This is a genomic window from Maribacter sp. 4U21 (assembly GCF_002742365.1).
Lineage (GTDB): Bacteria > Bacteroidota > Bacteroidia > Flavobacteriales > Flavobacteriaceae > Maribacter.
This window is the reverse complement of record NZ_MDGN01000072.1, coordinates 36,154-59,342: the sequence shown is the minus strand read 5'-3', so window position 1 is coordinate 59,342 and position 23,189 is coordinate 36,154. Positions and strand designations below refer to the sequence as shown.

At 38.2% G+C, this 23,189-nt stretch carries 16 protein-coding genes and 1 tRNA gene; 4 read left to right on the top strand and 13 right to left on the bottom strand.

Annotated elements, in window-relative coordinates; translation table 11 throughout:
* Positions 1 to 36 precede the first annotated feature (36 nt).
* Both BFP77_RS14185 and BFP77_RS14180 read right to left on the bottom strand, forming a co-directional pair.
* The gene (locus tag BFP77_RS14185; protein ID WP_099574674.1) at positions 37 to 1,038 is read right to left on the bottom strand and encodes a glycosyltransferase family 2 protein; all 1,002 of its coding nucleotides are present in this window, start codon (positions 1,036 to 1,038) and stop codon (positions 37 to 39) included.
* Positions 1,039 to 1,050: 12 nt separating this feature from the next.
* Complete coding sequence (locus BFP77_RS14180) at positions 1,051 to 1,497, bottom strand: type I restriction enzyme HsdR N-terminal domain-containing protein (protein ID WP_099574673.1); 447 nt, start codon at positions 1,495 to 1,497, stop codon at positions 1,051 to 1,053.
* Positions 1,498 to 1,523: 26 nt separating this feature from the next.
* Here BFP77_RS14180 and holA point away from each other — a divergent pair, with 26 nt between their 5' ends.
* The gene (gene holA / locus BFP77_RS14175; RefSeq protein ID WP_099574672.1) at positions 1,524 to 2,525 is read left to right on the top strand and encodes a DNA polymerase III subunit delta; all 1,002 of its coding nucleotides are present in this window, start codon (positions 1,524 to 1,526) and stop codon (positions 2,523 to 2,525) included.
* Between the two features lies 1 nt (position 2,526).
* Here holA and BFP77_RS14170 read toward each other — a convergent pair whose 3' ends face one another.
* Together BFP77_RS14170 and BFP77_RS14165 are read right to left on the bottom strand one after the other, a co-directional pair.
* The gene (locus tag BFP77_RS14170; protein WP_099574671.1) at positions 2,527 to 2,904 is read right to left on the bottom strand and encodes a DoxX family protein; all 378 of its coding nucleotides are present in this window, start codon (positions 2,902 to 2,904) and stop codon (positions 2,527 to 2,529) included.
* A 38-nt stretch (positions 2,905 to 2,942) separates the two neighbouring features.
* Entirely contained in the window at positions 2,943 to 5,195 is a 2,253-nt protein-coding gene (locus BFP77_RS14165; protein ID WP_099574670.1) for an aminotransferase class III-fold pyridoxal phosphate-dependent enzyme, read from the bottom strand.
* A 142-nt stretch (positions 5,196 to 5,337) separates the two neighbouring features.
* Between BFP77_RS14165 and BFP77_RS14160 the strand changes: the two genes are divergently transcribed.
* Positions 5,338 to 8,118, top strand: coding sequence for a M16 family metallopeptidase (locus BFP77_RS14160; protein ID WP_099574669.1), 2,781 nt, complete (start codon positions 5,338 to 5,340; stop codon positions 8,116 to 8,118).
* Positions 8,119 to 8,170: 52 nt separating this feature from the next.
* Here BFP77_RS14160 and BFP77_RS14155 read toward each other — a convergent pair whose 3' ends face one another.
* The 5 genes from BFP77_RS14155 to BFP77_RS14135 all read right to left on the bottom strand — a co-directional run bounded on the left by BFP77_RS14155 (position 8,171) and on the right by BFP77_RS14135 (position 17,700).
* Positions 8,171 to 10,582, bottom strand: coding sequence for an alpha-ketoacid dehydrogenase subunit alpha/beta (locus tag BFP77_RS14155; protein ID WP_099574668.1), 2,412 nt, complete (start codon positions 10,580 to 10,582; stop codon positions 8,171 to 8,173).
* 156 nt (positions 10,583 to 10,738) lie between these two features.
* Positions 10,739 to 13,588 carry a metalloprotease gene (locus BFP77_RS14150; RefSeq protein ID WP_306475429.1) on the bottom strand — a complete coding sequence of 950 codons (2,850 nt, stop codon included), beginning with the start codon at positions 13,586 to 13,588 and terminating at the stop codon, positions 10,739 to 10,741.
* 8 nt (positions 13,589 to 13,596) lie between these two features.
* Positions 13,597 to 14,283 (bottom strand): TIGR00730 family Rossman fold protein, encoded by a 687-nt coding sequence (locus tag BFP77_RS14145; protein WP_099574848.1) that lies wholly within the window; start codon positions 14,281 to 14,283, stop codon positions 13,597 to 13,599.
* Between the two features lie 44 nt (positions 14,284 to 14,327).
* Positions 14,328 to 17,162 (bottom strand): excinuclease ABC subunit UvrA, encoded by a 2,835-nt coding sequence (gene uvrA / locus BFP77_RS14140; RefSeq protein ID WP_099574667.1) that lies wholly within the window; start codon positions 17,160 to 17,162, stop codon positions 14,328 to 14,330.
* Positions 17,163 to 17,626: 464 nt separating this feature from the next.
* Positions 17,627 to 17,700, bottom strand: a tRNA-Met gene (locus BFP77_RS14135).
* Between the two features lie 183 nt (positions 17,701 to 17,883).
* On the opposite strand from BFP77_RS14135, the gene BFP77_RS14130 reads away from it, so the two are divergent.
* The gene (locus BFP77_RS14130; RefSeq protein ID WP_099574666.1) at positions 17,884 to 18,267 is read left to right on the top strand and encodes an START-like domain-containing protein; all 384 of its coding nucleotides are present in this window, start codon (positions 17,884 to 17,886) and stop codon (positions 18,265 to 18,267) included.
* A 52-nt stretch (positions 18,268 to 18,319) separates the two neighbouring features.
* Positions 18,320 to 19,165: an aminotransferase class IV gene (locus BFP77_RS14125; RefSeq protein WP_099574665.1), complete on the top strand. Its 846-nt coding sequence runs from the start codon at positions 18,320 to 18,322 to the stop codon at positions 19,163 to 19,165.
* Position 19,166: 1 nt separating this feature from the next.
* Here the strand turns inward: BFP77_RS14125 and BFP77_RS14120 are convergent, their stop codons facing one another.
* The 4 genes from BFP77_RS14120 to BFP77_RS14105 all read right to left on the bottom strand — a co-directional run bounded on the left by BFP77_RS14120 (position 19,167) and on the right by BFP77_RS14105 (position 23,189).
* Positions 19,167 to 19,727 carry a YqgE/AlgH family protein gene (locus BFP77_RS14120; protein ID WP_099574664.1) on the bottom strand — a complete coding sequence of 187 codons (561 nt, stop codon included), beginning with the start codon at positions 19,725 to 19,727 and terminating at the stop codon, positions 19,167 to 19,169.
* A gap of 112 nt (positions 19,728 to 19,839) precedes the next feature.
* A complete protein-coding gene (locus tag BFP77_RS14115) occupies positions 19,840 to 20,112 on the bottom strand; it encodes an HU family DNA-binding protein (RefSeq protein ID WP_099574663.1) in 273 nt (90 codons plus the stop codon).
* A gap of 177 nt (positions 20,113 to 20,289) precedes the next feature.
* Entirely contained in the window at positions 20,290 to 21,237 is a 948-nt protein-coding gene (fmt, locus tag BFP77_RS14110) for a methionyl-tRNA formyltransferase (protein WP_099574847.1), read from the bottom strand.
* A gap of 59 nt (positions 21,238 to 21,296) precedes the next feature.
* Complete coding sequence (locus BFP77_RS14105; RefSeq protein ID WP_099574662.1) at positions 21,297 to 23,189, bottom strand: RecQ family ATP-dependent DNA helicase; 1,893 nt, start codon at positions 23,187 to 23,189, stop codon at positions 21,297 to 21,299.

Here is a 23,189-nt window from a genome sequence, read left to right as displayed (position 1 = left end):
TTATATATTTTGTATTTCGCTAAACCGACTTATTAGTTAATCTTTTACTAAAATGTTAAAATTAGTTATTTGATTTACGAAATAAGACCACACTATGGACTTTGTAGTATAGTATTTTAATAAAAATTTAGTCTTTTCCCTTTTTCTGTACATTCTTCTAAACTGCCTGTAAAAACTAAAATGTGCTCGAAAGATGGCTAAGAAATGTTTAAACCTAAATTGAAAAATAAACCGCACGGCTGCAATACCATCTAGCAGTAGTCGAACGTAAATAATAATAAATGCCTTATGAAGGGGCACGTTCTTGGTAATGGAGAAGAGGGAGTTCCTAAAATTGAGATAGGTCTTTTTCGGGTTCATATTGCTTAAGGTAGAACCTCCAAGATGATATACTTTAGAGGTGCCTATATAATATACCTTATGACCGTGGTTCTTGGCGCGCCAACAAAAATCTACCTCTTCTTGATGGGCAAAATAATCGGCATCAAAGCCCTTGAGTTCCGTAAACACTTCTTTTTTTACGAACATACAAGCTCCGGTTGCCCAGAAAATTTCCTTAGTATCGTCGTATTGTCCGTTATCTTTCTCTAAAGTTTGAAAGATTCTACCGCGACAAAAGGGATAACCCAACTGATCAATGAAACCACCTGCAGCACCCGCGTATTCAAAGTATTCTTTATTTAGAAGGTCCAGTATTTTCGGCTGAATAATCGCTACTTTCGGTAGTGTCTTAAAAGCATCTGGTATAGGAGACAACCACCCTTCGGTGACCTCTACGTCCGAGTTTAATAAACAGAATATATCGGCCTCAATATGTTGCAGAGCTTCATTATAGCCCTGTGCAAAGCCGCCGTTGACCTTGTTTTTAATAATAGCGATTGATGGATAGTTTTTTTCAAGGAATGCAATACTGCCATCAGTAGAAGCATTGTCGGCCACATAAATGGTTGCATCTTTCGAATATTTGACCACAGCGGGGAGAAAACGCTCCAAAAGCACTTCTCCATTCCAGTTCAATATGACTACGGCTATTTTCAAAATGTTGACAAATTAACGGCTAAATTCAGGAATCTGCTTCAAAAATTGATATTTTTCATCACTTTTACTCATTTGACAATAAAAATGAGACATGCCATTCGTCACCATTAAATAGGTGGCGTCTAAATCTAGGTTGTACCTCGCAATTTGGTTAAAAGTCTCCTGCGATATCTTAATTTCCGGAGCTTTGCATTCTACAAGTAAGTGAATGGTTCCATCAGGATTGAAAACTACAATATCATATCTTTTTTTTAAACCATTGATTACAATCTGTTTTTCGACATTGATATGACTTTGTGGGTATTTTTTGTTATTTATGAGATAAATGACCACATGTTGGCGAACCCATTCCTCTGGAGTCAAAACGATGAACTTTTTCCGGATTAGGTCAAAAATCAGGGCTTTATTTTGACTATTTTTGACCCTAAAGTTGTAACTGGGAAAGTTGAGCGGTTGCATTTTACAAAATTGATGATTTTTTCCGAATGGATGAAGCACTACAGATTGTTAATGATATTCGTAAGGGAAGTATAAGACCTATATACTTTCTTTTTGGGGAAGAGGCCTATTTTATTGATAAGATTTCGGACTACATTGGTAATAAAGTGCTCACAGAAGAGGAGAAAGGTTTTAATCAAATGGTGCTGTACGGCAAAGATGTTACTATAGAGGATATTGTTGGTAATGCTAAACGCTATCCAATGATGGCAGAACGGCAGGTTGTTATTGTAAAGGAGGCTCAGCATTTATCAAGAAATATCGAGAAATTAGCGAGCTACGTAGAAAACCCTCAGGAAACTACAGTGTTAGTTATCTGCTATAAGTATAAGAAATTAGATAAACGTAAAGCTTTGTACAAGTCCCTTAAGAAGGGAGGAGTAGTTTTTGAAAGCAAGAAACTGTATGAAAATCAAGTAACGGAATGGTTAAGAAAAACATTACTTTCTAGCGGTTATACCATATCTCACAAAGCAGCCATTTTATTGGTGGAATATTTGGGTACTGATCTAAGCCGAATCAATAACGAACTTTCTAAGTTGAAATTGGTACTTCCAGAAAAAAGCGAAATTACGCCACAGGATATTGAAGAACATATAGGCATAAGCAAGGATTACAACAATTTTGAATTGAAAAAGGCCATTGGGGAACGTAATGTGGTAAAAGCCACCAGAATCATTACTTATTTTGCGCAGAACCCCAAGGATAACCCATTTGTTCTTACGGTAACCTTGCTCAACTCTTTTTTTACACAACTGCTTCAATATCATGGTCTCACCGATCACACGCCTAAGAATGTGGCTAGCGCTTTACGAATCAACCCTTATTTTGTGGGAGAATTTCAGACGGCCGCAAGAAATTATCCAATGAAAAAAGTGAGCCAAATTATTTCTTATTTGCGCGAACTGGACTTAAAAGGGAAAGGAGTAGGTGCTGCAAATACAAATCAGGCAGATTTATTAAAGGAACTGTTGGTGAAAATCTTATAGCTTATTTTTTATCAATGCTAAACTTACCAGGACCTAACAGTGCAATGGTAACGAAAGCCACTAAATAGAACAATGCCTTTTCTTTTGTTCCGAAAGGATCTTCTCCGTGCACAATAACTGCCGCTACCAACATTGTAATTGCTGCTGGGATAGCTGCCCATCTTGTCTTGAAGCCAATAATTATTAATATTGGACAAACGAACTCTCCTATAACAGCTAAGAATAGGGAAGGAGCCGCACCAATTCCAAGCGGATTTCCGAACTCGAAATTGCCTGCGATAAGTTTTTGAAATTTTGGAAGACCGTGAAAAAGCATCATTGCGGATATCGCTATTCTGAAGAATGCTAAACCAATATCTTTTAAGAGGGAATTTTTCATGATATAAAATTAATTAATCTTTCTAAAAGTATCTCTTTTTAGGATTCCTTCAAAATAATCTGGAGTTCATCTACAAGTTTATTGGTATTTTCTATATTAAAATATAAGGGCGGCTTTATTTTAAGTACACTATCGTAAGGTCCGTCTGTACTGATGAGTATATTTTTTTCACGTAGCTTATTTTTGATATCTGCTGCTAAATCGGTATTGGGTAATCCGTCTAAAGTAATAATTTCAACCCCTAAGAAGAGGCCTTCTCCACGCACATCTGCTATTTGCTCAAAGCGTTCTTGAAGTTGTTTTAGCTTGTTTTTTAAATGGGCACCAACCATTCTTGCATTCTCTTGAAGGTTGTCCTCTTCAATAACTTCCAAGACGGCGTTGCCAATAGCGCATGAAACTGGGTTTCCGCCAAAGGAACTAAAGAATTCCATGCCATTATCAAAACTATCTGCTATCGCGGTAGTGGTAACAACGGCACCAAGCGGATGCCCATTCCCAATTGGCTTTCCTAGAATTACGATGTCTGGAATAACATCATACTGCTCATAGCCCCAAAAGGTACTGCCCAATCTTCCAAAACCAACTTGTACTTCATCGCTGATACAGAGTGCACCTTGTCTTCTTATTTCCGGATAAATCTCGCCTAAATATTGTTTTGGTAACGGCACTTGTCCGGCGCAGCCTACTATAGGTTCTGCTATGAAAGCGGCAATTTTATCCCTTTGCTCACTTATCCTTGCGTGTGCCTCTTTTACATAATGAGTGCATGCTTGCTGTTCCGTTTCAAAACCAGAGCCGTAAATTTTAGGCAGTTTCGTCTCTATAATATGACTCTTCTTGCCTTTTCCGCCCTTGTGATTGTATTTGTAATGGCTTATATCTATGGCATTTTGTGTATTTCCGTGGTAACCATGTTCCAAAACCATAATGTGCTCTCTATTGGTGTGGTTCTTAGCAATGCGTATCGCCAGATCAGTGGCGGCACTTCCAGAGTTTACAAAGAACACTTTGCTAAGTGGTTCCGGAAATTTAGCCAGTAGGGCTTCCGAATAGTTTAGAAGTTCGTCATATAAATAGCGCGTATTGGTATTAAGGTTAGCCATGGCTCTCTGCCCGGCATGCACCACTTTTGGGTGACAGTGCCCCACTTGCATAATATTGTTATAAGCGTCCAGTATAGTGTTCCCATGACTATCGTACATAAACTGAAAGGCGGCCTTGCTCATTTGAATGGGTCGGTTGTAGCTGAGTGACAAGGCCTTGCTGATGTTTTTGTCTCTAACCCTTGAATCTTCCTCTAGGGTTTTTTTCTTTGTTTGTTGAAACCCACACGATGCTCTAAAGGCATCTCCCGCCGCAATCGGGTTAATGGTCAACCACTTTCTTAACAGTGTCCATGCCGGTTTTTCACTAATGGTGATATAGACTGAGTCCGGTTTACGTTTTTTAGTGTTGGCCGAGTTACAGACACTAGTACACAAACGCGCCGCTATCAGGTAGTAGAGTGCATTCAATTCTATCTCTTCTAACGGAACAATTTCATGATACGCTTTTAACACAGTTTTGGCGATTTCTAGAGGATTGTCCTTTTCCATGAGCAGATAGGTAAGTCCTACCGCCAATTCATTGATCAACCATGAATGACACATATCCCCAAAATCAATAATTCCCGAAAGAGTGCCATCTTTGGTAAGTATGTTCCAATCGTTCGCGTCGTTATGGATGACACTTTTTCTAAATTGATGTTGAATGGGGTATACATGCTCATTGAACTGCAAAAAGAAATAACGGACCAGGTTTTTGTCCATCGTATTTTCAATATCATCTATAAACACCCGGTTGTTTATAAAAAACTGTAAATCCCAGTTCGTTTCCTTTCCCTGTATAGCGGAATCGTAATGTCCAAAGAGGCTTTTATCCATTGCTGCCAATGCTGTTCCAAAAGACCTAGCTAATTCCCTTGTATGTTTAATTTCTGCAAGAAAATCACCTTCGATAAAAGGAAGGAGCCTAAAAATTTTACCATCCGAGAGAGTAAGCGCTTCATTATTTTTATTTTGAATGTCCAGAGGGACTTGAAAAGTTTTAATATGCTTTAATTTTTGAAACACTCGGTGCTCCGCTTCCAATAACGCGAACGTTTCCTCTGCATATGAATATACCTTAAGTACAAACAAACCTGAAGCCGTGGTGACTTTATAGTTGTTGCTGTCGTAACCTTCTAAGGTTTCTAAGCAGTAATCGGTAAGTCCAAAGGACTCGTTTAATATTGGTTTTAGTTCATCCATAGAAAAGCTATACAGAAACACAAATCTATAGTAAGGATTAATAAATGCCTAAAATATGTGTCATTTCTATAAGATTTCAAGAATAATTGTTCTAAAACCAACGAAATCATAAATTTACGATAAATCAAAAAATTTACACATCATGAAAAAACTATTTCTCTTTTTACTAGTGGCCATTTGGGGAACTACCCAGATACATGCGCAAGATTTTGAATTCAAAGCGGATCAAATAGACATAAAATATGAGCGTTTTGTTTTGCCAAATGGTTTAACGCTATTGGTGCATGAGGATCATAAAGCGCCCATTGCAGCCGTAAATGTGTGGTACCATGTAGGCTCTAAGAACGAAAAACCCGGGAAAAGTGGATTTGCACATCTTTTTGAGCACTTGATGTTTAATGGTAGTGAAAATTTCAACGATGATTATTTTCAGGCTTTAGAGCGCATTGGTGGAACCGACTTAAATGGAACCACCAATTCCGATAGGACCAACTATTTTCAAAATGTACCGGTATCCGCTCTAGATCAAGTTCTTTTCCTAGAATCCGATAGAATGGGCCATTTATTGGGAGCTATTGATCAGGCCAAACTGGATGAACAAAGGGGTGTTGTCCAGAATGAAAAAAGACAAGGCGAAAATCAGCCCTACGGAAAACAATGGAACTATCTTACTAAGGCCATGTATCCTAAGGGACACCCTTATTCTTGGACAGTTATTGGAGAAATGGAGGATTTAAACGCTGCTTCCCTAGAGGACGTGCAAGAGTGGTTTAAGTCTTATTACGGAGCGGCAAATGCAGTTGTTGCCGTAGCAGGAGATATAAAGCCACAGGAGGTGTATCAAAAAGTATTAAAATATTTTGGTGATATACCCTCGGGTCCAACAATTGAAAGACAGGAAGTTAATATACCGAACAAGGTAAATGATACATATCAGGTATATGAGGACAGAGTGCCGGAAACACGTATTTTATTCGCTTGGAATTCTCCTGAATTCGGTTCTAGGGAGGATTTGCATTTTGATTTACTATCGTCTATTCTAACTACAGGCAAAAATTCTAGATTGTATAAACGACTGGTTTATGATGACCAATTGGCAAGTTCTGTTGTTTCCTTTCAAGCTTCAAGTGAAATCGCAAGTCGTTTCATAACCTGGGCAAATGTAAAACCTGGTGAAGATTCGGATAGGGTTCAAGATATTATGGTAGAAGAGCTGACAAGACTAATGAACGAGGGCCCTACTGAAAAGGAATTAAAGCGCGTTAAAGCGGCCTATTTTTCCGGTTTTATAAAAGGTTTGGAAAGAATCGGAGGTTTTGGTGGTGTTTCGGATATTTTAGCTTCTAATGAAACCTATCACGGAGACGCATCATATTATAAAACGCAATTGAAATATGTAGAGGATGCCACTATTTCGGATTTAAAGAATACTGCTCAGAAATGGTTGTCTCAAGGAAAACACATCTTGGTCTGTAATCCCTTTCCGGAGTACGCCGTTGAGAAATCCACAGTAGACCGTTCTAAGTTACCAGAATTGGGTGCCACCAAGACGTCGAAGTTTCCAATGTTGGAACGTACTAAATTAGCCAATGGACTTAATGTGGTTTTAGCGAAAAGGGCCGGTGTTCCTACCGTGGTAATGAATATGATGTTCGATGCAGGTTACAAGACAGATTTTCTTTCTAGCCCCGGCACCGCCGATTTGGCTATGAATCTTCTTGATGAAGGAACCAAAGAAATGAATTCACTTGAAATTAACGAACAGCTACAATTGTTGGGAGCAAGTCTCTCTACATTTTCGAGTCAGGATAATTCTAACGTTTATCTAAATACTTTGAAACCCAGTTTGGATGCAAGTATTGATTTATTCGCCGATGTGGTTTTAAATCCTGCTTTTCCTCAAAGTGAATTTAATCGTTTAAAAAGTGAGCAAATCAATGCTATTAAACAGGAGAAATCGCAACCAATTTCAATGGCCCTACGTGTAATGAATAAATACTTATATGGAGAAGGTCACCCCTACAGTAATCCCTACACCGGTACCGGTTATGAGGACACCGTTGGTAATTTAACAAGGGATGATGTAGAACAGTTCTATAAAACTTGGATCAGACCTAATAATGCAACCTTGGTGGTAACGGGAGACGTTGATATGGCCACGCTGAAAAATAAATTAGAGAAGGCATTTGGAAAATGGAAGAAAGCGACCGTACCGTCAATTACTTTTTCTAAACCTCAGGTAAATTCCAAAAACACCCTTTATCTTATGGACCGGCCAGAATCTGAGCAGTCCGTTATTCTTGCGGGGCATTTAACCAGTAAATATGGAGCTATTCCTCAAATTGCCTTGGAACAAATGGTAAGTATTCTAGGCGGTGATTTCACCTCCAGGATAAATATGAATCTCAGGGAAGATAAGCACTGGGCCTATGGCGCTGGCGGTTTTGTAATAGGGGCCAAAGAAGAAAGGCCTTTTATAGTTTATGCTCCCGTACAAACTGACAAGTCTACGGAATCTGTGACCGAATTGCGAAAAGAAATTTCGGAGTTTATTTCAACGAGACCGGTTACCCAAGAAGAGTTGGACAAAGTAAAGACCAATCAAGTTCTTAGTTTACCGGGACAATGGGAAACCAATAGTGCCGTAAATAGTTCCGTTGCCAATCTGGTGAAATATAACTTGCCGGACGATTACTATCAGAATTATGATAGTAACGTTCGTAACCTATCCCTGAAGGAAGTAAGGGATGTAAGTAAAAGTGTGGTAAAACCAGATGCTGTGAATTGGTTTATGGTCGGAGATAGGGCAAAAATCGCTGATAAGCTGGATGAACTTGGTTTTGATGCAATAATTGAAATTGATGCGGACGGTAAACCTAAAATGCCCGCCATGAAGGAAAATGGTTCAGACATTAAAAACTAGATATCGCAAGAAAATTAAAAATCCCGCATTTAGCGGGATTTTTTTTGATTCCTTATCGTAGTGTTGGATAATCGTTTGGGCTTGCTTCATGCATTATGGCATATACCTTCTCAAAAATGTCCTCTGAATTCGGTTTTGAAAAATAATCTCCGTCCGTTCCATATGCCGGCCTATGTGCTTTTGCGCTCAATGTTTGCGGAGCACTATCCAAAAAGCGGTATGCACCTTGTTTTTCAACGATTTCGTTTAAGATATATGCGGAGCATCCGCCAGGAACGTCCTCGTCTATTACCAATAATCTATTGGTTTTGGCTACGCTTTTTACGACATCCATGTTAATATCAAAAGGCAATAAGGTTTGTGCATCGATGACTTCGGCTTCAATCCCAACTTCTTGCAGTTCTAAAGCCGCTTGTTCTACGATTCTCAAAGTTGAGCCGTACGATACCAATGTAATGTCCGTACCCAGTTTCATGGTCTCTACGACACCTATCGGCGTGCAAAATTCACCGAGATTATCAGGTTTGGGTTCCTTTAGACGATAACCGTTTAAACTCTCTATAACTAACGCAGGTTCATCGCTCTTCATTAAAGTATTGTAAAAACCGGCCGCCTGGGTCATATTTCTAGGTGCCAAAATGTACATACCCCTTAATAAATGGATTAAACCACCCATTTCCGAACCCGAGTGCCAAATGCCTTCCAAGCGGTGTCCTCTGGTCCTTACGATTAAGGGTGCTTTTTGCTTTCCTTTTGTTCTGTACAAAAGCGTTGCCAAATCATCGGTCAAGGTGGCAAGCGCATAAAAGATATAATCCAAATATTGTATTTCGGCAATGGGACGTAGACCTCTTAGGGCCATGCCAATACCTTGCCCTATTATAGTGGTTTCACGAATACCGGTATCTGCAATTCTTAGAGCTCCATACTTTTCCTGAAGACCTTCTAGTCCTTGATTAACGTCGCCAATAGCTCCTGTATCCTCACCAAAGACAAGGGCATTTGGATATTTTTCGAATAGTTTATCAAAATTATCCCTTAGTATTACCCTGCCATCTACATTTTCATTGTTCGCTCCATAACGCGGCGCTACGCCAGCTATCTTGGTGGCATTATTTTCATTTTCACTGTATAGATGTGAGCTGAACTTTGTCTGTTCTTCTTCTAGGAAATCTGAAGTCCATTTCAATAGTGCTTGTTTCTCAGTAGAGGTTTCGCCTATTAAGTATCGCAACGATTTTCTTGCGGCCTTGGCCATATCCTTTTTAATAGGCTCCTCAATCGCTATTAAATCGTTCTTTAGTCTAACTATAAAATTCTTGTTAGGACTTTTGGAAGCCACCTTATCCAAAAGCTGTACTAATCTTTTTTTGTCCGTTTGATTTTCTTGTAAAAATTCTGACCAAGCTTCTTTTTTGGCCTCTCTTACTTCTCTTTTTATCTGTTTTTCAAGCTTGTCTAGTTCTTCAGTGGAAGCGATGCCAGACTCAATAATCCACTCCTTGAACCTTTTATTACAATCATTGTCCCGCTCCCAGGCCAACCTTTCGTCATCTTTGTAACGTTCGTGGGAGCCAGAGGTAGAATGCCCTTGGGGTTGTGTTAACTCCGTTACGTGAATCAATACCGGTACGTGTTCTTGCCTTGCGATGTCCGACGCGTTTTCATAGGCATGCATTAAGGCGGTATAATCCCAGCCTTTTACCTTAAGAATTTCAAAACCTTTATGTGTTTCATCTCTTTGGAAACCTGATAGGATTTTGGATATATCTTCTTTTGTAGTATGATGTTTCGCGGGTACGGATATGCCGTATTCATCGTCCCATACACTAACGACCATAGGTACTTGCAACACCCCTGCAGCGTTTATGGTTTCCCAGAACATGCCTTCACTAGTACTGGCGTTTCCTATGGTACCCCAAGCCACTTCATTTCCTTCCACTGAAAATTTAGACGTATCTATGCTGGGCACATTCCTATAAACTTTGGAAGCTTGTGCCAGTCCCAATAAACGCGGCATTTGTCCGGCAGTACATGAAATGTCAGAACTGCTGTTCTTTTGTTTGGTCAAGTCCTTCCAACTTCCATCATCGTTTAAACTATAGGTTAAAAAATGACCTCCCATTTGCCTTCCTGCACTCATAGGCTCCTTGGCCATATCGGTAGTGGCATACAATCCGTGAAAAAAATCTTTAGCCTTTAAATGACCTAGGGCCATCATGAAAGTCTGATCCCTATAATACCCACTTCTGAAGTCACCATTTCTGAACGATTTGGCCATAGCCAATTGGGGTAGTTCCTTTCCGTCGCCGAAGATTCCGAACTTTGCTTTACCCGTTAACACTTCTTTCCTTCCAAGTAAGCTGCAGGACCTGCTGAGAAAAGCAATTTTATAATCGCTTATGATTTGCTCTTTGAAGTCTTCAAACGAGATATCATTGCTAGTCTTGGAAGATACGTCCATATATTTCGGCTATTTCTGCAAAATTACCGAAACTAAAGCATTTTAGCAATAGTGTTATGTCTTAATTTTTTGAATTTTTGTTAAAAATAACAGGTATTAATTAGTAAATACACACTTTAATAGTAAGGAATGGTTCAAATTTTAGGAATTACGCAATTAAAACCACTGTCTGGTGAATAGTCCGGTGATTGTTTTAATATCCACGGTGACTATAAAACGGATTCTTTCTCCGTAGTTGGGCTGAGCAATTTCCCAGCCGTTATTGGAGTGGAGAGGGAGGTATAGTTCAAAATAATCGGTAACCAAATTAAGCCTGATACCGGAATCATATACAAATTTAGTGGGAAGCCCTTTATTCTTTACTAGTCCCGCATCGCCGTACAGTTCTATCCATCTCCAAAGATTAAAACTGGCATTCGTCGTTGCCAACCAATCATTGGAAAACCGGTAACGCTCATCTAAAAATGATTTGAAACCTCCTTCTGCAATGATTATTTGTTGACTGTAAATCCCTGAATCTTCCGATCTTCCCAAGTAGCCGTAATCAAAGAGATAATCTGTGGGTCTGTCCAAGGCAAAGCTGAAGAAGTCCGAATCTGTTCTATTGCTTAAAAATTTACCAGCGAAAAAACGCAGGTTTAACTGTCTATTATTTTCGAATAATTTACGGTACTCGTACTCAAAGGAAACTTTACTAAAGTTATTGGCCAATTGGAAATCTACGAACCACGATTTATAATCCAAAATATCGTTATCCCGGTTAATATACCTAGCATTGAACACACGATAATCCGGATTTTCAGGGTCAAAAGAATCATTCTGAAGGCCTTCTGCAAAATCCCTGAAAATATTGATATACCTAAAGGAAAGAAACTCTCTTTTATTGGATATGAGGTCCTCGGGTCTAAAGCCTAGACTAAAGGACGGCGTAAAGGAAATAACCCTTGAGTTGACATTAAAATGCGAGGTGGAGCCGTTTAGGCTGTAATTGGCCACGTAAAGCCCACTCTTACTTAAATATTTACGGTAACTGAACTTACCATACCCTACGAAAGCCTTTTCACGAAATGAATAGGAGGGCGCAAAGTCATATACGAAAGGACGTTCCAATAGGGTTTTATTATATAATCTTAGTCCAGGTGCCCATCCATCATAAATATTAAAATTTACAACGGGAACATAGAATACTTGATTGTAATAGGGGTTTTCTGAATCTTTAAAGAAAGTGAAATGTAGTTTTTTATTACTTGACAAAAAACCTCCTAAGGATTTCCAATTGTCCCTCTGATTGAATTCCGGTATTTTTTGATCGTAATTCAACACCAGTTTATCTTCTCCATTATTGGCTACCTGAAACGTTTTTGATTCTGCTATATCCTTAAACCAGTATTTGGAAATGACAGAATCTTTCTTTAATCCGAACATCGAAATAGGAACGTTTGTACCTTCTTTGTTTTTAATGGTAATGCTTAGAGAATCTTCAGATTTTTTGACTTTCTTTATCTTGAAATCAATTTTGCGGTCCGTGGAAACATAATCCTTGAAAAACCAATTAATATCTTTATTGGTTGACCTTTTTAAAATGGATTCAAAATCCAACACTTTAACTTTGTTCAGCTGATAGTATTTAAAAAAGGTTTTAATACTTTCATCTACCTTTTCCTTTCCTATATAATCCGCCAAATAGGCCAGTCCTAAACCAGCTTTATATTTGTTGGCTATTTTCTGATTGAATTTAATGAGGGAGTCGTTAGAAGTACTTAAGGCTTGGTCTAAATTTTTTCGAGCGGTAAGATTATAAAGAAAGGAATATTGATCGTTAAATTCCATTTTAGCCAAATTAAAACTTCTTACCCCCCAAATACGTGCTAATTTTCCTAGCATTTTCTGATCAGGATAGTATTTTTCTACAAAGGCGAACATTAAATAATTGGCAATAGCACTATTTAACCATTGTTCCTTTCTAGGGTTCAAGAACATGGTTTCTTTTAGAATGCTGTTTAAAGAAGTTTTAAGGAACATCATTTCAAACTGAAATTGCTCTTCATAAGGTCTTATAAAGGAAGGAAGTTGATTTAGACCATAGAGTGGGTCTTTGTCATAGTCAATATCACTTACCAATAGTTTTTTATGTGGATAATCCCCTAAATTTTCATGGATAAAATCCGCTACTTTGCTTATGGATATAGCTTGACCTATTGGGCTGTATTTTGGAGATGATATATCTGTGACAACCGTAAAATGAGGTGTTACATGCGTTGTGAAATTCTTCGTAGGCTGTAGAATGATTTCAGCACTTTTTTGCCGTTTTGCCCTTAATTGCACATGCTGGCCACCCGGGAATTTACTTATGGCACTTTCAGCTAGGTTACTTACTAGATATAAACTGTCGGGAAAGGTAAAATCTATTGATGTTTTGGTAATGTTCGTATATAGGTCTTCTAAGTTTTTATTGGAGTACAGGTGCCATTTGCCATCATAGACCGCGGGGGTCAAATACCAATCTTTTAGATAGTATTCACCCTTATTATCAAAGCCGTATGGAGTATATTTATTAGGAGGTAATTTAACGCTATAGGTTAGATAAACCTTGGTGGATTCTTTAGGTAGTAAGGGTTTGTTCAGGGTGACCTTTAAAATGTCCAATTCTTTTGTTCGCTCCCATTTTAGTCCCACATATTCGCTATCCACTGCGCTAACAATGGTAGTGTATCCTCTTTCGCTCTTCTTGGCTAAATGAAGACTCCTTTTAAACTCTTGGGCAAAGCGTTTTGCCAGGCCTGTATTTTTGTTAGAGTACGCATGAGCCCAATCATTGAAATACAGGATTCCTAATGAAAAGTTGGAGTTGTTATAAAAAACAAATTCTTGCTTAATGTCCAACTCCTTGGTATACTCGTTCAGTTTTACCGTAAGCTTGGTTTCATACTGCGCAAATACTACAGAACTCCCCATAAAGAATAGGCAAACCAGTAGGGAAAGAATATGTTGTGGGAGTCTTTTCAATTTGAAGTCTAAAAATTTGGGCTTAGGGTATGACCTTTGTAGAACGCATCGATTATCTCAACCACCTCATCCTCTGTGTCCACAATTTTAATGAGATTTAAATCTTCTGGACTAATATTTCCGGCTTTGAGCATAGTACCCTTTATCCAATCCATAAGCCCTGTCCAGAAATCGCGACCTACCAAAATAATGGGAAATTTTCCGATTTTATGGGTTTGTATTAAGGTAATCGCCTCAAAAAGTTCATCTAAGGTGCCAAATCCACCCGGCATCACCACAAAACCTTGGGAGTATTTTACGAACATTACCTTTCTAACAAAGAAGTAGTCAAAATCAAGACTTTTATCGGAATCTATGTAAGGATTGTCATGCTGCTCAAAAGGGAGGTCTATATTCAAACCTACAGAAGTACCTCCAGCGAGGTTCGCTCCACGATTACCAGCTTCCATAATACCAGGACCGCCACCGGTAATTACACCGTAACCAGACTCCGCTATCTTTTTGGAAACATTTACCGCAAGTTTGTAGTAGGGGTCATCTTCCTTTGTTCTTGCCGAACCAAAAACAGATACACAGGGCCCTATTTTACTCATTTTTTCAAAACCGTTCACAAACTCTCCCATTATTTTGAATATGGCCCAAGAGTCATTGGTCTTAATTTCGTTCCATCCTTTATGATGTTTTTCTGCTCTCATAAAATGTTTTGTTTGTATATTTTCCTCAATTGCCAAGCTATTTTCTACAGCTTTAATTCTTTACGCAAAAACTCTGCCGTATAACTCTTTTTGTCCTTACAAATTTTCTCCGGCGTTCCTGACGCCACTAACTGACCTCCAGAACGGCCTCCTTCATAGCCTATGTCAATCACATAATCTACCATTTTGATTACGTCCAAATTGTGTTCTATGACCAATACCGTATTTCCTTTGTCCGCCAATTTGTTCAAAACTTCCATTAAAACCCTAATATCTTCAAAATGGAGGCCTGTTGTGGGCTCGTCCAAAATATAAAATGTATTACCGGTATCCCTTTTGGATAGTTCTGTAGCCAGTTTTATTCGTTGTGCTTCACCACCAGAAAGGGTTGTACTTTGTTGCCCTAAGGATATGTAACCCAAACCAACATCCTGTATCGTTTTTAACTTACGATGTATTTTGGGTATAAGTTCAAAAAAAGATACGGCTTCATTTATTGTCATTTCTAAAACGTCCGAGATGGATTTGCCTTTATAGCGAATTTCTAAAGTTTCCCGATTAAATCTTTTTCCGTTACAAGTTTCGCATTCCACATAGACGTCCGGTAGAAAATTCATCTCTATTACTCTAAGTCCACCACCTTGGCAGGTTTCGCAGCGTCCTCCTTTAACGTTGAAACTAAAACGACCCGGTTTGTAACCTCTAATGGCGGCCTCTGGAGTTTTGGTGAACAAGGCTCGAATTTCGCTAAATACCCCTGTGTAGGTGGCAGGATTAGAACGTGGTGTTCTGCCTATCGGAGATTGGTTAATGTCTATTACCTTATCTATATGCTCTAATCCGGTAATCTTTTTATAAGGCATTGGCTTTTTGACGCCGTTAAAATAATGAGCGTTCATAATAGGGTACAGTGTCTCGTTTATCAAGGTAGATTTACCACTTCCGGAAACGCCCGTAACACCAATCATTTTACCTAAGGGGAATTCAACTTTAATATTTTTTAAATTATTTCCCGTGCAGCCGGACAGGATAATTTTCTTACCGTTGCCCTTTCTTCTCGTCTTGGGTACAGCGATCTCTTTAACTCCCGTAATATAATCTGCAGTGAGTGTATTGTGTTTTTTTAGGTCTTCCGGTTTGCCTTCGGAGATAATCTCACCACCGTGCTTACCTGCTTTAGGTCCTATATCTATTACATGGTCTGCGCGTTCTATCATGTCCCTATCGTGCTCTACGACGATAACAGAATTACCGATGTCTCTTAGTGATTCCAAAGACTTTATTAATCGGTTATTGTCCCTCTGGTGTAGACCAATACTTGGTTCGTCCAGAATATAGAGAACGCCTACTAGTTGTGAGCCAATCTGCGTTGCTAATCGTATTCGCTGTGCCTCACCACCCGACAGGGATTTTGAACTCCTGTTCAAGGAAAGATAGTCCAGACCAACATCTAAAAGGAATCTGATTCTAGTGCGTATTTCTTTTATGATTTCCTCAGCGATTTTTAGCTGGTTTCCTTCTAGTTTAGCCTCTAATTTTTCAAAAAATGCAGCAAGTTCGGCGATATCAAGATTTGCCAACTGGGCAATATTCTTATCGTTGATCCTAAAATAGAGGGATTCCTTTCTAAGCCTACTTCCTTTGCAGGCAGGACAACTGATCTTATCCATGTATTCCTTGGCCCATCTTTTAATCGAGGTAGACTCGGCATTATCGAACTGACTTTTTATGAAATTGGAAATACCTTCGTAGTCAATTTTATAGGTACGCTTTACACCTAAAGATTTGGAATCTATTTCAAAACTTTCTTGGCCACCATTTAATAGAATCGCAATGGCCTCTTCAGGAATCTTTTGAATAGGATCAGTTAAATTAAACTCATAACGTTGGGCTATTGTTTCAATTTGTTTAAACGCCCAAGATTTTTTGTATTCCCCCAATGGGGCAATGCCTCCACCTTTAATAGATAGTTTTTTATTAGGGAAGATTTTTAGCTCGTTTACTTCATAGACATGTCCTAGGCCACTACAGCGTTGGCACATTCCCTTCGGGGAATTGAACGAAAACGTATTTGGTTCTGGAGTAGGATAGGAGATACCCGTTGACGGACACATTAGGTCCCGACTAAAATAACGCGGTACTTCGGTCTCTTCCTCTAATACCATCAATACATTATCTCCGCTGTACATGGCGGTATTTATGGTCTCTCCTAGGCGTTTATGTAAATCATCGTTTTCAATAACTTTCAGTCGGTCTATTACAATCTCTATGTCATGAGTTTTATAACGGTCAACCTTCATACCCTTAACAATGTCCTTAATCTCCCCGTCAACCCTCACTTTTACGAAACCTTGCTTTCCGATTTGTTCAAAAAGTTCTCGGTAATGCCCTTTTCTTGATTTTATGATGGGTGCTAAAACGTTGATTTTCTTATCGCGATACGAGGTGATGATGAGCTCTTTTATTTGCGCATCACTATAACTCACCATTTTTTCTCCCGTATTGTAACTATGCGCGTCCCCAGCTCGTGCAAAAAGTAATCGAAGAAAATCGTATACCTCTGTAATTGTTCCTACCGTTGATCTTGGCGATTTTGAAGTTGTTTTCTGCTCTATGGCTATTACCGGGGACAAACCGTCGATTTTGTCAACGTCCGGACGTTCTAGACCACCTAAAAATTGCCTTGCATAAGCGGAGAATGTTTCTATATAACGTCGCTGTCCTTCCGCATAAATCGTATCAAAGGCCAAGGAAGATTTTCCACTGCCGGATAAGCCTGTGATTACGACAAGTTTTTCCCTTGGAATGGTAACATCTATATTCTTAAGATTATGAACCCTAGCGCCCTTAACCTCTATATTTTCTTCGTAATTAATCATGTAGTCATAGCAAAGTTGCAAAAGTACAATATTGACTGCGAAATAAGAACTGAAGGCCATTTCCATTTTGCAGTTTTACTAACCGTGATTACATCAAGTCGCTGGTGATATTTTTTTACGAAATTTATGGCACCGCCATAGGGTTTCATACCCCTAGGCATGCCTCGAAATTGAAAATATGTTTCCAACGAATGCCTCGTGGTAGTTTACTAAGAACTTAATGTTTATCGAATTTCAGATATAATGATACTGTTATAAATTGTTTTATTTCATTTTTAAAATCCATAGGGTAAAGCGTTTATTACTCTACTTTTTGGAACCAAGAAGTTTCTTCTAGAAAATCATATACTAAAATCTACTATGATTAATCGATGGGAAGTTCTTAAAGGAGCGAATAGTTTGATGACTCTAGCATATACATCCATAAAAAAACCCTAAGAAATGTTCTTAGGGTCTTGTTTTTGTAGCGAGAGAGGGACTTGAACCCTCGGCCTCCGGGTTATGAATCCGACGCTCTAACCAGCTGAGCTACCTCGCCATAATTCAATTCTTTTAAAACTGTAATGCCTAACTTTAATTTAGGTTTCTACTGTATTTTAAAACGGCAGCAAATATATAGTTAAATTTCGTGTTCTTCAACATTAGCTACTCAAAAATTATAAGCTCCTTTTATTTTTTTATCATTTAGAAATATATATATTGGCACTATAAAGATGTTGGAATGAACGATAAAATAAAATTTGAGATAGAATACGTTATACAGTCCTCTCCACAACTGCTATATCAATATTTGGCTACGCCATCTGGTTTGTCCGAATGGTTTGCAGATAATGTAAATTCAAGAGGAGAGAAGTTTATATTTATATGGGACGGTGCAGAAGAGGAGGCGAAATTACTAAAAAGAAAAACTGACGAATTTGTTCGTTTTTCCTGGGATGAAAATGATGACGACTCCTATTTTGAAATGAAAATAATAGTGGATGAGATAACTAAGGATGTTTCCCTTTTTATAACGGACTTCGCCGAAGAGGATGAGGTAGAAGAATCTAAGATGTTATGGGGAAATCAGATTTCCGACCTAAAACAAGTGCTAGGTTCAAAATAATTTCATAGCAATTACAGTATCTTTGGGCCTTAATTTATTTAAGGCTTTTTTAATGGTGAATTTTAATGGTTCTTTGGTTGCCAAGGATAGTAATTATCTTAACCATGAGAACAGAGGACTGCGATACGGGGACTCCTTGTTTGAATCTATTCGGGTTGTAAACAATCATATCTATTTTTTAGAAGAGCATTATTTGAGGTTAATGGCCTCGATGCGCATATTGCGTATGGAAATACCCATGAATTTCACCATGGAATTCTTGGAAGCTGAAATTTTAAAAACCATAGCGGCTAAGCCTTCGGTCGCTGCACAGCGGATAAGGGTAACTGTTTTTAGAAAAGAGGGAGGACTTTATTTACCCGATAACAATGAAATTTCCTATTGTATAGAGACGAAAGAACTCAAGGATGTTTTCTTTACGATAACCGATAAAACGTATGAAGTTGAACTTTTTAAGGACTTCTTCATAAACAAGGATATGTTATCGAATCTAAAGACCAATAATAAGGTCTTACATGTCGTGGGTAGTGTATTTGCCAAAGAAAACGGATATGATAATTGCCTGTTATTAAATAACCAGAAACAAGTGGTAGAGGCCTTAAACGGTAACCTATTTCTTGTTTCTGGCACCAAAATCAAAACTCCACCCTTAAATGATGGTTGTTTGAACGGGGTATTACGTAAAAAGCTCATTGCTATTCTATCTAAATTGGATGCTTTTCAAATAGTTGAAGAGAGTATTTCTCCTTTTGAGCTTCAAAAGGCGGACGAATTGTTTATCACTAATAGCATTATGGGGATAGTTCCTATTAAGAAATACAGAAAAAAATTGTACAGCACTAAAACAAGTTTGGAGTTACTTGGAAAGCTAAATGCCGCAGTTCGTTTGCAAGTGTAATTTAGTTTAAACTCGGATTTTCAGGCGCATTAGACCAGATAACGTAGTCACCGCCAAGTGCTAGCATTTTTTCTTTCCAAAAAGCGTTAGACGACTTTTTAATGATTTGGCTTTCATGTTCATTTTGAACAACAATCCAGGATTTTGAGGAAAGCTCTTCATCCAGTTGTAGCGAGGACCATCCAGAATAGCCCAAAAAGAAACGAATATCATCTTCAGAAATGACTTTTTCATTAATAAGCGTTACGGTCTTTTCAAAATCTCCGCCCCAATAAATTCCGTCAGCAATTTCAACACTATTGTCGATAAGGTGTGGTACTTTGTGTATAAAGTAAAGGTTGTCTTGTTCTACCGGACCACCATTATATACTTGAAAAGGAATCAATATCTCGGTTACCAGGTCACTGATCTGATATTCTAGTGGCTTATTTAGGATAAATCCTACCGAACCTTCCTCATTATGTTCCGCCAAAAGCACAACTGATCTATTGAAAGAAACGTCTCCTGTCAAAGAGGGTTCTGCAATTAAAAGTTTTCCTTTTTTCGGTTTTAAATAGACCATAGTATTCCTGTCGCTTAATCTAAAATAAGATAATTCCTATCAAATTAAAAATACGACCATAAAAAAAGCGCTTTAAAAAAGCGCTTTTAATTAAATAAGATATACTTATAGACTAGTTTACAGCGTTGCCTAAATCAGCTCCTGCTTTAAACTTAACAACATTTTTAGCTGCAATTTGGATAGTTTTACCTGTAGATGGGTTTCTACCTTCTCTTGCATTTCTTCTAGATACGGACCAAGATCCGAAACCTACCAAAGAAACTCTGTTTCCTTTTTTCAAAGAACCTTCAACATTTCCTAAGAAAGACTCTAATGACTTTTTAGCCGCTGCTTTTGTGATGCCAGCGTCAGCTGCCATTGCATCGATCAATTCTGTTTTGTTCATAATGTGATTAAATTAATTGTTGTTAAAAATAATTTTAAACCTTAGACAAATTTATATGGATTTACGACGAACACAAGTAAAACAGAGGGAAATCCCTTGTTTTGTTGATAACTCAGGCCGTTTGTTGATAAAGTAGGGCGTTTTTTACGTTTCTCGCAGCCCAATGAACACGGGGCTTCAGCCGAAATGCGCATTTTGAGCAATTTGTAGTCCATTGAGAACATCTTGTACCGCCATTCTTTTTTTACCCTGTAATTGTATTTCTAGTAGCTTAATATAACCATCCTTAACCGCTACTTTCATCTCTTTTTTACTGGAAAGTATGGTTCCAGGTTTTAGATTATGTTGCTCTAATTGTAGTTCAGTCTTAAAAATTTTAGTAAGTATTTCTTCCTTTTCATTGTACAGAGTGCTCCAAGCACCAGGGTATGGGCTAAGACCTCTAATGAAATCATACACTTTCTTGGCAGGGCGATTCCAATCTATTACACAAGTTTCTCTTTGTAATTTGTGCGCCAGTTTTAGGTCTGTCTTATCTTTCTGTAGGATGGTCTTAAAATTACCTGCTTTAATTCTTTCAACAGTTTTTAATACTAGTTGTGCCCCTAAGGTCATAAGTCTATCATGTAAGGCTTCTACGTTATCTTCTATATAGATAGGCGCTTCTTCCTGAAGAATAATCGCTCCCGTATCTATTTTTTCATCAATAAAGAATGTAGTGACCCCAGTTTTTGTCTCTCCATTCATTATAGCCCAATTTATAGGTGCAGCACCTCTATATTGCGGTAAAAGAGAAGCATGTAAATTAAAGGTCCCATATTCGGGCATTACCCAAACGTTCTTTGGTAACATTCTAAAGGCTACTACAATTTGAAGGTTAGCCTTTAAATCTTCCAAGTTCCTTAAAAAGGTATCATCTTTAAGATTGGTGGGCTGTAAAATGGTTAATCTTTTTTCTAAAGCGTATTTTTTAACGGCCGACTCATTTATTCTCCTTCCTCTTCCAGCTGGGCGATCAGGTGCGGTTATAACCCCAACGATATTACATTGTTGCCTAACTAGGGAGTCAAGTACACCGACAGCGAAGTCCGGTGTTCCCATGAAAACTATTCTTAATTCTTTCATATTATTTTTTAAGTATCCCATTTGCCTAAAGTATTGTTCCCACGAAGGATTTACAAGCTTTAAACCGTATATTGATTTTTTGAATTCAGTTTAATTTTTCCATCTTCCAGCAATTCTTTTAGTACAGCCAAGATAATTTCTGGCTCTACATTTAATGATGTTTGCATAGTCCTAGATGATGCAGGGTTCGAGCTCAAGATAGTTAGAATGTCCTTTTGTACGCGCTTTGATAAATCCTGTCCGTTTTCATCTCCTAAACAAACATCGCATAGTCCGCAGGGATGCGTTGTTTTTTCCCCAAAGTATTGTAGTAACTGTATACTTCTACACGTCCTTCTATTGTCAATGTAAGTCAACATCTGGTGTACATGATAGGTTTTAAGGGCATTCTGTTCTTTTAAACTTCCCGCAAATTTATTTATAGTTAGGTCATCTTCTCGTGGCACTAAAAAAGAAATCTCCAGGTCATTGTGTTTTCCCTTATATGAGATGAGTCCGTCTTCTGAAATTCTTTCTAGAACACTTAAAACTTTCTGCTCGCTGACTTGTAGTTTTTTTGATAGTAATATTGTATTTACACTTATTTCGTGCTCAAAAATACCTCCATAGGTCCTTAAAATGGTTCTTATAATTTCTGAGAAGGACGCATTCTTTTTTAAATAATCAAAAAGTGTATCCTTGTCCACTATAAATTGAATAGTAGATTTTCGTGAAAATGCGGTTATCAATGAGATGACAGAGTTTCTGTCAAGAATGTTAAGAGCATTGTAGGCGAGTAAGGTATTAAGTTTGTAGATAGCGCAGAAATCATTAAAATTTAGTTGGTGGGTTTCAGTATTGAGTTCTCCATAAGCAATTTGAAAATAGTTGCTAAGTTTCTTGTAAACCAACTTTACAAAATCAACGTCTGGAAGTGTACTTAAAAACTGATTTTTTACCTGTTCCTTATCATTGTCATTCGTAATTAAAATAGCATTGGCACTGTCGCCGTTTCTGCCTGCTCTACCAGCTTCTTGGAAATAATTCTCTATACAATCCGGTATTTGATAATGCAATACTAATGAAACGTCCGGTTTGTCTATTCCCATTCCAAAAGCATTGGTGGCCACCATAATTTTCACCTCATTTTTTAGCCATTTTTCTAGCTTCTCTTTCTTCTCTTTTTGAGGAATACCTCCATGATAAAAAGTTGCTGAGATTTTATGTTCAGCAAGATGTCCGGAAATCTCTTCCGCCAGTCTTCTAGTTCTTACATAGACTATACCACTGCCTTTAATCGCAGCACAATATTGTCTCAACCTATACTTTTTATCTTCTTCTAAAATAACTTTGAAAGCGATATTCTTTCTTGAAAAAGAGTCTTTCTGTATCAAAGGATTAATCAATTCAAGCTTTTCGATAATATCCTTGGCTACCCTAAAAGTGGCTGTTGCCGTTAGTGCCATCATCGGAACCGTAGGCTGTAGTGTCCGTAAAGTATTACATGTTAAGTAAGCCGGTCTAAAATCGTGACCCCATTGAGATATACAATGGGCCTCATCTACAACGAGTAGATTTACTGTCATCTGGGCAATACTTTGTTGTACACGTTCTTGCGAGAGGCGTTCTGGCGATAGATAAAGGAACTTGTAATTTCCGTATCTACAGTTATCCAATAATACTCCTACTTCCTCCGTATGTAGCCCTCCGGTTAATCCAATGGCCTTTATTCCTAAATTTTTGAGTCCTTCTACCTGATTTTGAATTAAAGCAATTAGAGGGGAAATAACAATGCATATACCTTCTCTCATCATTGCAGGAACCTGAAAACAGATAGATTTCCCACCTCCGGTGGGTAAGAGCCCTAGAACATCTTCACCATTCAAGGCCGCATTTATAAGTGTTTTTTGCGAACCCTTGAACTGTTTAAAACCCCAATATTTCTCAAGAACTGTTTCTGGCCTGTTGTCCAT